The 12,424-nt window shown below is 55.8% G+C and carries 12 protein-coding genes; 5 read left to right on the top strand and 7 right to left on the bottom strand.

The features are described from left to right. Positions 1 to 119: 119 nt before the first annotated feature. Positions 120 to 1,583 (top strand): tryptophanase, encoded by a 1,464-nt coding sequence (locus tag PVA48_RS14595; protein WP_102728805.1) that lies wholly within the window; start codon positions 120 to 122, stop codon positions 1,581 to 1,583. A 114-nt stretch (positions 1,584 to 1,697) separates the two neighbouring features. On the opposite strand, the gene PVA48_RS14590 is transcribed toward PVA48_RS14595, so the two are convergent. The 4 genes from PVA48_RS14590 to PVA48_RS14575 all read right to left on the bottom strand — a co-directional run bounded on the left by PVA48_RS14590 (position 1,698) and on the right by PVA48_RS14575 (position 5,857). Next, on the bottom strand, positions 1,698 to 2,600 hold the full coding sequence (locus tag PVA48_RS14590) for a hypothetical protein (RefSeq protein WP_102728806.1): 903 nt from the start codon (positions 2,598 to 2,600) through the stop codon (positions 1,698 to 1,700). Positions 2,601 to 2,602: 2 nt separating this feature from the next. Then, entirely contained in the window at positions 2,603 to 3,622 is a 1,020-nt protein-coding gene (locus tag PVA48_RS14585) for a hypothetical protein (protein WP_102733160.1), read from the bottom strand. A 159-nt stretch (positions 3,623 to 3,781) separates the two neighbouring features. After that, positions 3,782 to 4,831 carry a serine/threonine protein kinase gene (locus tag PVA48_RS14580; RefSeq protein WP_102728808.1) on the bottom strand — a complete coding sequence of 350 codons (1,050 nt, stop codon included), beginning with the start codon at positions 4,829 to 4,831 and terminating at the stop codon, positions 3,782 to 3,784. A gap of 78 nt (positions 4,832 to 4,909) precedes the next feature. Further along, positions 4,910 to 5,857, bottom strand: a complete 948-nt coding sequence (locus PVA48_RS14575; RefSeq protein ID WP_022396066.1) for a hypothetical protein — start codon at positions 5,855 to 5,857, stop codon at positions 4,910 to 4,912. 108 nt (positions 5,858 to 5,965) lie between these two features. On the opposite strand from PVA48_RS14575, the gene PVA48_RS14570 reads away from it, so the two are divergent. From PVA48_RS14570 to proC, 4 genes are all read left to right on the top strand, one after another. Further along, positions 5,966 to 6,883 carry an ABC transporter permease gene (locus PVA48_RS14570; RefSeq protein ID WP_146018202.1) on the top strand — a complete coding sequence of 306 codons (918 nt, stop codon included), beginning with the start codon at positions 5,966 to 5,968 and terminating at the stop codon, positions 6,881 to 6,883. 11 nt (positions 6,884 to 6,894) lie between these two features. After that, positions 6,895 to 7,476, top strand: coding sequence for a DNA-3-methyladenine glycosylase I (locus PVA48_RS14565; RefSeq protein WP_102728810.1), 582 nt, complete (start codon positions 6,895 to 6,897; stop codon positions 7,474 to 7,476). A gap of 157 nt (positions 7,477 to 7,633) precedes the next feature. Next, positions 7,634 to 7,939 carry a pyrroline-5-carboxylate reductase family protein gene (locus PVA48_RS14560; protein ID WP_423231957.1) on the top strand — a complete coding sequence of 102 codons (306 nt, stop codon included), beginning with the start codon at positions 7,634 to 7,636 and terminating at the stop codon, positions 7,937 to 7,939. After that, positions 7,905 to 8,438, top strand: a complete 534-nt coding sequence (gene proC / locus PVA48_RS14555; protein WP_423231956.1) for a pyrroline-5-carboxylate reductase — start codon at positions 7,905 to 7,907, stop codon at positions 8,436 to 8,438. The genes PVA48_RS14560 and proC overlap by 35 nt, the downstream gene beginning before the upstream one ends. A gap of 59 nt (positions 8,439 to 8,497) precedes the next feature. Here proC and PVA48_RS14550 read toward each other — a convergent pair whose 3' ends face one another. Genes PVA48_RS14550 through PVA48_RS14540 form a run of 3 tightly spaced genes read right to left on the bottom strand, consistent with a single transcriptional unit; the run spans position 8,498 to position 12,390 of the window. Beyond that, positions 8,498 to 9,925, bottom strand: coding sequence for a hypothetical protein (locus tag PVA48_RS14550; RefSeq protein ID WP_102728811.1), 1,428 nt, complete (start codon positions 9,923 to 9,925; stop codon positions 8,498 to 8,500). Positions 9,926 to 9,935: 10 nt separating this feature from the next. Then, positions 9,936 to 11,378 carry a hypothetical protein gene (locus tag PVA48_RS14545; RefSeq protein ID WP_102728812.1) on the bottom strand — a complete coding sequence of 481 codons (1,443 nt, stop codon included), beginning with the start codon at positions 11,376 to 11,378 and terminating at the stop codon, positions 9,936 to 9,938. Continuing rightward, positions 11,368 to 12,390 carry a prenyltransferase/squalene oxidase repeat-containing protein gene (locus PVA48_RS14540; protein WP_240454316.1) on the bottom strand — a complete coding sequence of 341 codons (1,023 nt, stop codon included), beginning with the start codon at positions 12,388 to 12,390 and terminating at the stop codon, positions 11,368 to 11,370. The genes PVA48_RS14545 and PVA48_RS14540 overlap by 11 nt, the downstream gene beginning before the upstream one ends. Between the last annotated feature and the right edge of the window lie 34 nt (positions 12,391 to 12,424).

Genomic DNA, 12,424 nt, shown 5'->3' with positions numbered 1-12,424 from the left:
TCCACATTTTTCCTGCCAGCGGCATTCCTGCCTTTCCGGAAGGGGAGAAAAAGAAGCGGGGTGTCTTTTATGTTGCGGAAAGGACTCATTCTGCTACACTTTTATTCACCTTTTATTTTATGAATTCAGAACCATCCAACGTTGTCAAATTTTACAATGGGGAACAAATTCCCCTGGAACTGCATAAAGTCCGCGTGGTGCAGAAGCTGCATCTTGTCCCCGTGGAACGCCGTCTGGAAGCCGCGCAGGAAGCCGGGTTCAACACGTTCCAGTTGAGCACGAACGACGTTTATCTGGACATGCTGACGGATTCCGGCGTCAACGCCATGAGCGACAACCAGATCGCCGCCATGTTCCGTGCGGACGACGCCTATGCCGGTTCCCAGAGCTTTGACCGCCTGAAGCAGGCCGTATGGGACGTCTTCGGCAAGGAATACCTGCTTCCCGCCCACCAGGGCCGCGCCTGTGAAAACATCATCGCCCGCACCTTCGTGAAGCCCGGGGACGTGGTTCCCATGAACTACCATTTCACCACCACGCACGCCCACATTGACCTGAACGGCGGCAAGATTGAGGAACTGGTGGCGGATGACGCCGTCAACCCGGTCAGCACCAACCCCTTCAAGGGCAACCTGGACCCCGCCAAGCTGCGCGGCTGCATCGCCCGCCATGGGGCGGACAAAATTCCCTTCGTGCGCATGGAAGCCTCCACCAATTTAATCGGCGGCCAGCCTTTCTCCATTGCCAACATGCGTGAAATCCGCGGCATTTGCGACGAATTCGGCATCATGCTGGTGCTGGACGCCTCCCTGATCGGGGAAAACGCCTACTTCATCAAGATGCGTGAAGACGAGTTCAAGGACTCCTCCTGCGCTGACATCCTGAAAACCATGTGCGGCCTGGCGGACCTGGTATACTTCTCCGCCCGCAAGGTTTCCTCCTCCCGCGGCGGCGGCATCTGCACGAACGACCGCTCCATCGCCAAGAAAATGGAGCACCTGGTTCCCCTGTTTGAAGGCTTCCTGACCTACGGCGGCATCTCCGTGCGTGAAATTGAAGCCATGGCCGTGGGCCTGTATGAAACCACGGACCTGACCGTGATTTCCCAGAGCCCCTCCTTCATTGAATACTTCATCGGCCAGATGGTGGACATGGGCATTCCCTGCGTGACCCCCGCGGGCGGCCTGGGCGCCCATATTGACGCCGGGCGCTTCCTGCCCCATATTCCGCAGGAGGACTATCCTGCCGGGGCCCTGGCGGCGGCCTTCTTCATCGCCTCCGGCGTGCGCGGGATGGAACGCGGCACGCTCTCCAGCGTCCGCGACGAAAACGGCGACGACATTCTGGCGGATGTGGAACTGCTCCGCCTGGCCTTCCCGCGCCGCGTCTTCACGCTGTCCCAGGTCAAATACGTGGCGGACCGCATGAAATGGCTCTACGACAACCGCGACCTGATCGGCGGCCTGGAATTCGTGGAGGAACCGCCCGTGCTGCGCTTCTTCATGGGCAAGCTCCGCGCCAAGAGCGACTGGCCTGAAAAACTGGCCGCGAAGTACCGCCAGGACTTCGGGGAAAGCCTGTAAAAAAATCTCACGATCTACTGGAATAAAAAACAAGGCCGGATCCACGCGTCCGGCCTTGTTTTTCTAAAGAAAAATAATTTAAAAAATATTTTCCGTTTTTTGATAAAAGAAGTGTTAGCGCAAGTCGTTTTTACGGAATCCCTTGTAGATGAAGTCTGTCTTTGGGCCGCGGCCCACCGTCCTGTCAAACAGATCTACCATTTCCCCGTCCCGGTACCCTGCCATGCGGATGAATTTAAGAATATCCGCTTTGCTGTTGGAAAAATGCTTTATAAGAATTGTCATCCAGAGTTTTTCCATGCGTTCCAGATTAGATTTTGCACTTAACTGGCGGTTTTGGGCAGTGACATACATGTCACTGTAACGTCTGCGTGCTTCAAACTGTCCTCGGATATATTCTTTCCCGAATATCTCGTCTTCCGTTGGGAATGTATCGCTGAATCCGTTATTGGCTACGGAACGGAACTGCTTAATATAAGCTGAAGCATAGGATGCAGTAAGAAGATTTATCTCCCTTTCTCGAATATCAAGTTTTGATGCGATCTTTGAATGATCTAGGAAAAGCATAGAATCAAATACCCAATGCTTTAGTAGAATATCGTTTTTGGAACCGATGAAAGGAGAAATATTTTCCTTAGAAGGATGGCTCAGGTCTTGATAACCAATAGGAGCTGCTCCCAAATAGTAGAAGAGCCATAATTGATATGAAATCATTTCTTTACTGGCGGAAGTCTCATTTATACAACCGATTTTTCTGTATAATTTCTCAGCCGTATTATAGAAACTCTTCATATCGCCCTGGCTGAGTAATTTTTCAAATTCTTTGAATTCTTCAGGGCGCGGAGGAAGATTTTTTAAGGATGACGGTGGCTTCAGGAATGGATCAAGCTTGACAGGATTGAGCTTGGCAGGCTCTGGATTAACGGGAACAGGATGAACGGTCTTGATCTTGACGAGATTGGCGTTTATCGGTTCGGTCATACCCAGAGCAAGCAAAATGAAAAAAATACTTTTCATGATCAGTTATTTAAATTATTCGGAATAGGGGTTGTTTTTTGTACCTTAACCGGATTTTTCTCAGAGTGGAATTTATCAATTTCTATTGTAATATCCTTATTTGTTTTGGAAATACTGCAATTCATAATACCACGTGCGACGCCCGCACATAACTCTGGATCATTACCGTTTGATTGTGCCGACACTAACCTGAACCAGCATTTGTGTCCCCATGTCATCGGGTTTTCCTTATCCAGAATGTTTAATTGATCTTTGGTGATCGGCAAATCAAGAGCTATTTCGTCCTTAAACTGGTTAGTCTGCTGAATTTCCACGGGCTTGGGATTGGGGTTATGTGGTGGACGATTGTTTTTATTATGCTGGGGATTGACATATCCTTCGTCTATTTCCTTGATTTTCATTTTTGAGAAATTTACGTCAAGAGGATGAATGGTTAATTGGATAATCATCCAGGCTGAAGCAAAGGGAACTCCCGGCATTTGTTCCTGAATTTGAGGAGGAGTATCCTGGCCTTCCTTGAGTTTTTGTACCTTTGCTCCCTCAGGGATGACAATCTTAAGAGAATATGGTTTGGATACTAATCCCCCTTCTGTTTTTACTGTAACCGTAACCTGTCCGTTTTTTTCTGCTGTTGGTTTAGCTTGAGCATCAAAAGATGTGATTCCTTTCATTTTTTCAGGAAGAATCAATACACCTTCTTCATCCGTGACAATCCATTCCAGTTTTTTAGGGTCTCCCATCAAGGCTGGTTTCGCTTCCAAACTAATGGTGATTGTTTCTCCTACTCCAATGGTTTGGCGTTTTAGGTCATCTTCTTTGGAATCCTTGCTGATTCCCATATTGAATTTTGCGGAATGAAGTTCCGTCTTCGATACAATTTTAAGACCTTCTATTTCTTCGTTTTCAGCATCTTCTGCCCCAGCTGTCGACCATAGAACAAATAGAATGAGAATCTTGCAGACATATTGTATAGTAATTCGATTACTATTGGTGTAACATATTGGACGAGAAAACATAGTCATTATGAGAAGGCAAAGGCTAAGAAAAAATGATGCATTGATCAATATAAAATTTCATCAATAGTGAATGTATAACATTTGCCCCGGCGAAGGAATCACCCTTTTTCTGTAATAACAGAGGCGATTTTTATTGTTTTTGACAATAAAAAGTCAGGATAGGATTTAAAATTGAAGCAGGCCCTGCTTCCAGCATATCCAGACGGCCGCCGCCGCGATGAGAAGGATGATGACGAAGGCGGTGCCTGCGGAAGATTTCTTTCTGGCCTTGGGCAGGGCTTTCCGCGCCACTCCTCCGGCTTGCAGGGTTCCTGCGGCCGCCATGGCGTTGATGTAATCGTTCCATGCTTTGGCGGAATGGAAGCGGCTGCGTTCATCCGGAGACAGGGCCTTGTCAATCCCGGAAAGGAAGTTCATGGGGTATGTCTTCCGCAGGGCCGCGTAACTGGTCACCTTCGGGTTGCGGTCCACCACGGAACGCTGGTCCGCCGGGTGGGGAACCTGGCCCGTAAGCAATTCGTAGAACGTGGCGCCCAGCTCGTACATGTCGCACCAGGGGCCGATTTCGCTCCGGCGTCCGGGGTAGAATTCCGGCGGCGTGTAGCCGGGAGTGATCTGGACGAGGCCCTGGTGCTGGAGGGTCTTGGTGCGCACGGCGCCGAAGTCGATCAGCTTGGGCGTGCCGTCCGGCTGGATGAAGATGTTTCCCGGCTTGATGTCGCAATGGTAAACTCCCATGGCGTGAAGGTAGTGCAGGATGTCCAGCAGGCGGAACAGAAGGTCCGTGGCCCGTGCCGGCTCCATGCTCTGTCCGGTGGCGTGCATGGTGGTCATCAGGTCGAACAGGGTCTGCCCCTGGATGTTTTCCATAACGTAATAGCAGGTGCCGTTGGCATCAAACATGTCGAACACCTGCACGATGCCGGGGTGGTTGAGCTGGGCCAGGACGGAAGCCTCCTGCCGGGAGTTGGAAATGCTCTGGGCGAAGTTGACGGCGGCCTGTTCGTCCCGCGGGTGGACGAAGCCGGTTTCCATGTCCCGGAAGGCGTAGGCGTCCGGCATGCATTCCTTGATGACGACGTACCGGGAATGGGGATTGTCCAGCGCCAGGTACGTAATGCCGAAGCCTCCGGCGTTCAGCACATTCAATATCGTATACTTGTCTTGCAGAACGGTATTGTTCGCAAGCGGGTAAACCAGGGTTTCTTGTTCCATGTCAGGGGGAGGGCGGGTTGGGGCCGGGAAAATCTTTAATTCAATACGCAAGTTCTGTCAAGAATCTCTCTGCCGTATTCAATAACAGGAAACCCGGAATTCGTATTCCTCCACGCTGCCGCGTTCCAGGCAGGCGGCCAGCCAGTCGAACAGGGCGCCGAATTCCCCGCCCAGGGTTTCCCCGGTATCGGCCTCCAGCGCCTTCAGGCGGCTGGAAGCCAGGCGCACGGGCGTCAGCTCCGCCAGCAGGGCGGCGCATTCCTCGTCCCCTGCCTTGAAAATCTCTTCCGCCCCCGGCAGTTCGCACAGGCGTTCGTCTGCAATTTCCAGGCACACGACGCCTACGCCGAATTCGGCGGCCAGTCCGCGCAGGGCGGCGCATTCGGAATCATCCGGAAGTTCCCCCACGATGACCAGTTCCCCGCACTGCGCCCAGCGGGACGTGGCCAGGGTCCTGAAAAACTCCCTCCTGCCGTCTTCTCCTCCGGGCATGCGGGCCACGCAGACGCTGCGGATGCCCATCATGGGCGCTCCGATCATGCGGCGGCGCTGGAGCGCGCTTTGGTCGAAGACCAGCGCGTTCCCCTCCCATTCCCCATCCGGCCATTCCACGACGGCCAGGTCCGGCTTCACCCATGAGGTTCCCGTTTCACTGGTGCTGAACACGAAAACCCCGCGGCCCGTGGTATCATACTGGCGCACGGCCAGGGCCAGCGCCTTGGCGCGGCAGTTCAGCGCGTCCGGTTCGTTTTCCCCCAGAAACAGGGGCAGCAGCCCCCTGGCCGCCGGTTTGCCGTCCCGGTCCCGAACGCGCCTGTAATAGCCCTGGCCGCGCTCCACCTTGGCGATTTCCGAGTCCGGCTCGGAGGCCATGAAGGAGAAATGGTAGCGCAGGGAGGCGTCTGAATACTCCTCACCCAGCCTCAGGCGCACCAGGCGGATGAGTTCGGTCCCCTTGATGGCCTGGGCCGGGTCGGAAGGCAAAAGTTCCGGAAGCAATTCTTCCAACTGGGATCGTAGACTCATACGCGCCCCATGAGAACACGGGAGGGAAGCTTCTTCAAGGCGGAAGGAGTTCAGCACATGAAATAAAAAGCTCTTTTATTTGTTCCGGAATACGGCAAGATGGTCCGCATGGCATGGATTACCTCCGGTTATATACCTTCGCCCAGGCGCATGGCCGTAATCGCCGGTACCACCTTCACGCAGCTCGTGCGGATGAAGGTGTTTCTCTTTCTGGGCCTCTTTGCCGTGGCTCTGCTGGCCCTGAGCTCCTTCCGCCTGAGCGCGGTGCTGGGGCCGGAAACCGGGGGAATCAATGAACTCGTTCTGCTGAAAAACTCCGCTTACGGCGCCATGCGGGTGTTCGGCCTCTTTTTCTGCGTGGCGGCCACGGCTCTGATTATCCCCAAGGACGCGGAAGACCGCATCCTGTACACCATCCTGTGCAAGCCGGTTCCTCGCATCGACTACCTGATGGGGAAGGTGCTGGGGGTGCTGGCCCTCACCCTGATCGCCGTGCTGCTGATGGACGCCGTGATGACGCTGGTGCTGTGGCTGCGGACGGATACGGTGGTGGCGGAGCAGATCGCCTCCCTGAAAGGCCGCTATACGGTGGAGGAAATGCAGCCGTACCTGGACAGAATCCGCCTCCAGGGCGCTACCTGGAACGTGCAGACGGGCCTGGGCGTCATGATGTGCGAATTCGTGGTCCTCTCCTCCCTCACGCTGCTGATGTCCTGCATGACGAACGGAACCATCATCAGCGCGCTGCTGACGTTCATGGTCTATCTGGCGGGGCTGTTCCAGACGCAGGCGCTCTCCCTGTGGGTGGGCTCCGGAACGGGAGGCATCTCCTGGTGGGAAATGGCGGGCAGCAGGCTGTTTGCCCTCATCTTTCCGAATTTCCAGATTTATTCCGTAACGGATTCCGCCCTGAACGGGCAGACCATTCCCCTTTCCCTGTTCGGCAGTCTGGCCCTGATTACGCTGGGGTACTTCGTCTTTCACATGACGCTGGCCGCATGGCTGTTCAGGAAAAAGGAATTTTAACCTGGAAAAGTATGGAAGACATCATCAATGCACGTTGCGGTTGGGCCGGAACAGACGAACTATATATAAAATACCATGACGAAGAATGGGGCAAACCCGTTACCGACGACAAAACCTTGTTTGAATTTCTGGTGCTTGAAAGCGCCCAGGCAGGCTTAGCCTGGATTACTATCCTCCGGAAACGCGAAGGATACCGGGAAGCCTTCCATGGCTTTGATGTGGAGAAAGTAGCGCAAATGACGCCGGAAGACATCGACCGGTTGATGCAATTTGATGGAATCGTCAAAAACCGTTTGAAAATCAATAGCACAGTCAATAACGCGAAACTGTTTATGGTTGTTCAGAAAGAATTCGGCAGTTTCTACCAGTATGCCCTTTCATTCTTCCCCGGCCGTCAGCCTGTTGTTAACAATTTCAAGACCCTAAGCCAAATCCCCGCCACATCTCCCGAATCTGACGCCATGAGCAAAGACATGAAAAAGAGAGGCTTCAAATTCTTCGGTTCAACGATGTGCTACGCTTTTTTCCAGGCGGCCGGCTTTGTGAACGACCATGTGGAAGGCTGCTTCTGCAAAGTAAATCAGGCGGAATAGACTGGAGCGTAACCGTTTACAATTTTTACGAATAATTTGCCACTGAAAGCTGGAGGAAACAGGTGCAAAAGTTTATCTTTCACTTTCACAGGTTGTAATTAATATCTTTATTTTCTATAAACCGTTTATATTTTTGACCGCAAGAAAATCATCAACCATGAAAACAGGTATCATTGGACTGGGAAAAATGGGCGGCGCCCTCCTGCGCGGCATGCTGAAAGCCGGAGCGGTGTCCCCGGAGGAAGTCTGGGTGTACGACCACCACCATGAAAACGTGCAGGCCCTTCAGCAGGAATACCCCGGCGTGCATGAAGCGGCCACGGAGGCGGATGCGGCGGACGCTGTGGAGGCCCTGATTCTGGCCGTTAAGCCGCACGGCGTACTTTCCCTCATTTCCTCCCTTTCCGAACGGGGAGGAGCTGCCGCTGTTGATCTCCATCGCTGCCGCCATCTCCCTGGATGACATGGAAGCCTGCGCCAGCGACGGAACGCGCATCGTGCGCGCCATGCCCAATACCCCGTGCATGGTGCTGGCCGGGGTCATCGCCTACAGCACGGGAGCCGCCGTGACGGATGAAGATGAGGAGGCGGCCCGGCGGCTGCTCTCCGGCTGCGGCTCCGTCTACAAGGTGGAGGAAGCCAGGATGAACGCTGTTTCCGCCATTTCCGGCAGCGGGCCCGCCTACATGTTTACGGTGCTGGACGCTCTTTCGGACGCCGGCGTAGCCATGGGACTGCCCAGGAAAACCGCCCTGGAAATGGCCGTGGAAACCATGCGGGGCTCCGCCCTCATGCTGGAACAGACCGGGAAGCATCCCATGGCGCTCCGGGATGAGGTGACTTCCCCCGGAGGCACCACGATTGCCGCCCTGAACGCGTTGGACGAATGCGGATTCCGCAATGCCTGGATTCAGGCGGTGAAAAGCGCCGTGCGGCGGGCGGAGGAAATGGAGGAGCATTGACGCATGCGCTCTTAAACGCTCCCGGGAACCGGATTGGCTAAAACGCGTGCGGCGCGCCTTTACCTGTTCCGGAACGGCGTTTCCCTCTGCTTCCGGAGCTCCGGGCTTTGCAGGTTGAACTGGACTTTCCGGATGGATTTCAGCGGGATTCTGACTTTTCCCAGCGCTGCGGAACGCCCTTCCATGAAGCCGTTCCTGAGGGTCTCCAGGTTCAGTGAAAGGATGCTCTGGTCCGTCAGGAAAACGCGGGTGTCCGCGCCGTCCTCCGGCAGTTTCTTCTCCTCCTGGCTTTTCTGGTCCAAGGCGCGCACCTTGGCGGTGGGGATGGTCACGTCATAGTGGTCCGACTTGATGCGGATGGAGCCGTTTTCCTGGAGGGAAATGGCTCCCCGGAGCACGTCTCCGTTCACCAGCAGGGCCTTGTCCCTGGAGGCGTCCGTGTCGTACTTGGAAATGATGTCCTGTTCCTCCGCCAGGTAGGGGAGGGCGCCGTTCCAGTCAAACACGTTCAGGTTGAACACGGCCATGTTCAAGCCGTCGTAACCGCTCACGGCAAGAGTATTGCCCGGTTTGAATTCATGCTTTTTGGAGGCTTCCCCGTCTTCTTCCTCATCGTCCCCGCTTTCATTCTCAAAGATATTGTCCATGTCCTTGACCTCCTCCCACCGGCCAACCTGTTCTCCGTTGACGTATAGGTAGTAATTGCCTTTTTCCGGGTCGGCGTAAAAATGAACGTCGGAACGCTTGACGCTCTTGTCGGCATACCAGTTCCGCTCCGTGTTCCTTTTGACCCTCCCCAGCGTCCGGTACTGGCCAGAACTATTCTTGGAGAGCTCCGCCTTTTCCAGGGAGAGGCCCAGGTCAATGCTGCTTCCGGAGTTGGAGTCCTGCCAGAGGGAGAGATTGATCCGGAACGTATTGGTATGGTAAAGGGAAAACTGTACATGGAGGCGGGACGGCATGGGGAAGGAGGTTTGCAGTTCCGTATTGTTGGAGCCGCGCATGATCCAGTACCCGTTGCGGCATTCCGGGAGCATGCTGTTGGCGGAGGACTTCCAGCCCTGGAGGGATTCCGTCGCGTTGCGCAGGTAGGCTTTCTGGGAGTCGAACCCGATGTGCCGCACGTACTTCCTGTTGACGGGAAGCAGGCCGCCCCACGCGGTTTGCAGTTGAAGGCTCTCCGTATCCAGCGCCTTCAGGGTGCCGTAAAACTCGTCCCCGTTGGCGAGCCTGATGACGGAAAACTGCTCCGGTATCTCCAGCGGACGGGAAGAAACCAGCTCGTCCAGCTCCTCTAGGTTGACATCCACGGGTTTGGAAAGAATGCTGGAGCGGACTTTCAGGTACGGGCTGTCCAGCGTGTCCAGGCTGCCCGGCAGTTTTTCCCCGGATTTAAGCGTAATGACCCCTTCCGCCCGTGAGCCGGGCGGAAGGACGGCGGCCAGCAGGGCGCAGGCGCCCAGGAAAAGCGTTATTGCTTGTTTCATGGCGGATATATCAGGGGGTGGAGCGGGATGGCTGTGCGGAATTCAGAAACTCCACGCGGGTGATGTTTTTCAGGGGCAGGGAAATCTGCCCGAGCTGCGGATGCCGCAGGATGATTCTCAGGGAATCCATGCTCAGGATGTTGCCGTGCAGGCGGGAGCCGTCCTTCATCAGAATGCTGTGGCATGCCGCAGAGCGGGAATCGTCCTTCTTGTTCTGCTCCGCGAAAAAGACGGTATCCAGATACTTGGCGGGGATGGAAAGCTCCCGGGGAATGCCCGGATATTCCTTGTCCGTGGAAAGAGTCAGCGTCTTATTCCTGCTGTTGTAGCTGCTGATGGAACCGGGAATGGCGTCCTCCTCCTTCGTCAGGACAAGGTCCGTTGCGGCATTTCCATTCTTGGTCACGGATTTGGCGCTCAGGGTAATGGAGGAAAGGGCCAGCCTGCTGATGGTCAGGGAGACGTGCCCTTCCATCTGGAGGCCGAAGGCGTCCCCCTGCAACGGTTGTTCCGGGGGGCTGGGGTCCGTCATCAGCTTGGGCGGCAGGTCTCCCACCAGCAGCTCGTAAACCTGCTCGTTCTCTCCCTGCCGGGAGGCCGTCAGCCTGATATCCACGCCTTCCGTCAGGGTAGGGGTGGGGATGTCCACTTCCCCCAGCACGATGATGCCGGACTTCTGTTCCCGGAGAAGGATGCATTTGCCGGGAGCGATGCTGAGCATGAGCCTGTTCAGGCTGCTGCCGGAATTGGACCGGAAGGGAATGTTCTCGTTCCCTCCGAAGCAGAAGACAATGCCGGCGCGATCGTTGTTGCCGTCCATCGTCATGGTGGTGCGGAAGGTGAAGGAGGAAGGATCCAGGCCGATGTTCTTGTACAGGGGAATCCAGGTGGGGTAGTCGCTGTTGCCCAGCCGGTACTGGTACTTGTCTCCCTGGATTTTCGGTTTCAGGGCGTTCATCAGTTTTCTTCCGGACTGGGTGCGGTAATCGTCCTCCCGGTTGCCGGAATAAACCCAGCTGTTGTCGAAAATCAGGGGTTCCTGCCAGAAGCCCTTTTCCTGGAGCGTATCCAGCCGGAAGCCGGCCACCTGGTCGCGGGGGATGGAACGCTCGTTGCCCAGCATGTCCCGGTACTGCACCTTGTCCTGCGTGATGGAGATGATGTTGCACGGGATGATGTCCCGATGTCCCGTAGCCATGAAAATCTTGTCCCTGGCTCGCAGGTCCGGGGAGGAGGTGCCTGTGAAATAAAGCGCGCGGATTTCCGACGGGAGGATGACCGCGTTCTGGCGCATGGCCGGGTGCTTGATGACGATGCCCTGTTTGCCGTAGGAGACGATTTCCCCGCGGAGGCGGTAATTGCTGTCCGTGACCACGTCCACAACGGAATTGGCCCAGGCGGTCAGCAGGCAGGCCGGAGCCAGCAGAAGGGAAAGGCGGATTCTATTGTTCATAGATGGGTAAAAATCTGTAATTGAGCGCCAGGGAAAGCAGGGCCGCGGAGGTGGAATACGCTGCGGAATGGTCTGAGAGCCAGGAACCGTTGGGTGCCTGGGAGGCGCCCAGGTAGCGCATGTTCTTGTAATTCCATTCCTTCCATACCTCCTGGTCCGCATGGAACAGGGCCTGGGACATGTAATACTCAAAATAGAAAGGGTAGGAGGAATCCCGGTAATTCAGGTTCTTTTTCAGGTAGGCCAGGGAATCCTTGAAGGACGGGTCCGTCTTAAGGCGTGCCAGGGACAGCGTCAGGGAGCCGATGGCGGTGAGGGTGACGCGGGGGCCCGCCGGGCCGGTATAGCCGTAGGCGCCCTTCTTGTCACGGCAGGAAGCCATATACTTGAGGCCGCGTTCAAAGGCCTCGTCCGGCACGGGAATGCCCGCGTTGCGCGCCGCGAACAGGGAGACGATCTGGCAGCCGGTCACCGTGCTGTCCGCATCCGTGGACTCCGGGGAATAGCGCCAGCCTCCCGTCTTGTTCTTCTTCTGGGCGGTCAGCGTCAGGGCCACGGCCTTCCGGAGGGCGGGGCCTATGCGGTCGTCCCTCACCATGCCGTAGGCCTCCGCCAGCGCCAGCGTGGCGAAACCGTGGTTGTACATGGAATCCCCAATGTAGCCGGATCCCCTGTTCTGCTTGGAAAGGATGTAATTCACGCAGCGGCGCACCATGGTGGCGTACGGCCCCGTGTTCGGGTCGTCCCCGTGGGCCAGCACGGACATGAGGCAGAAGCCGATGATGCCGGGCTCCTGCCCGTAGGTGCCATCATAGGTGCCGTCCGTCTTCTGGGCGTTCTGGAGGTAACGGAGTCCCTTCACGTACATCAGCTCTACCTGGGGCGGCACGGGGGAAGACGTTCTCATGGAGGATTGGGCAGCGGCGTTCTGCGGCGCGGCCGCCATGCAGCAGAGAAGAACGGTAAGGAGGATGAGGGCCTTTTTCATGGGGGAAAGGGAGTTATTGTTCATTCACGGGCGGGAGCCGCCCGGCGGGCGTGCATGT

This window comes from Akkermansia sp. JRP_AM1, from assembly GCF_049262625.1.
Lineage (GTDB): Bacteria > Verrucomicrobiota > Verrucomicrobiia > Verrucomicrobiales > Akkermansiaceae > Akkermansia > Akkermansia massiliensis.
The sequence above is the reverse complement of the archived record's forward strand: the minus strand, read 5'-3'. Positions and strand labels throughout refer to the sequence as shown.

What these genes read in the sequence shown, in the direction of transcription:
- PVA48_RS14595 (WP_102728805.1), top strand. Translation starts at nt 120, where the DNA reads ATGAATTCAGAACCATCCAACGTTGTCAAATTTTACAATGGGGAACAA.
- PVA48_RS14590 (WP_102728806.1), bottom strand. Translation starts at nt 2,600, where the DNA reads ATGAAAAGTATTTTTTTCATTTTGCTTGCTCTGGGTATGACCGAACCG.
- PVA48_RS14585 (WP_102733160.1), bottom strand. Translation starts at nt 3,622, where the DNA reads ATGACTATGTTTTCTCGTCCAATATGTTACACCAATAGTAATCGAATT.
- PVA48_RS14580 (WP_102728808.1), bottom strand. Translation starts at nt 4,831, where the DNA reads ATGGAACAAGAAACCCTGGTTTACCCGCTTGCGAACAATACCGTTCTG.
- PVA48_RS14575 (WP_022396066.1), bottom strand. Translation starts at nt 5,857, where the DNA reads ATGAGTCTACGATCCCAGTTGGAAGAATTGCTTCCGGAACTTTTGCCT.
- PVA48_RS14570 (WP_146018202.1), top strand. Translation starts at nt 5,966, where the DNA reads ATGGCATGGATTACCTCCGGTTATATACCTTCGCCCAGGCGCATGGCC.
- PVA48_RS14565 (WP_102728810.1), top strand. Translation starts at nt 6,895, where the DNA reads ATGGAAGACATCATCAATGCACGTTGCGGTTGGGCCGGAACAGACGAA.
- PVA48_RS14560 (WP_423231957.1), top strand. Translation starts at nt 7,634, where the DNA reads ATGAAAACAGGTATCATTGGACTGGGAAAAATGGGCGGCGCCCTCCTG.
- PVA48_RS14550 (WP_102728811.1), bottom strand. Translation starts at nt 9,925, where the DNA reads ATGAAACAAGCAATAACGCTTTTCCTGGGCGCCTGCGCCCTGCTGGCC.
- PVA48_RS14545 (WP_102728812.1), bottom strand. Translation starts at nt 11,378, where the DNA reads ATGAACAATAGAATCCGCCTTTCCCTTCTGCTGGCTCCGGCCTGCCTG.
- PVA48_RS14540 (WP_240454316.1), bottom strand. Translation starts at nt 12,390, where the DNA reads ATGAACAATAACTCCCTTTCCCCCATGAAAAAGGCCCTCATCCTCCTT.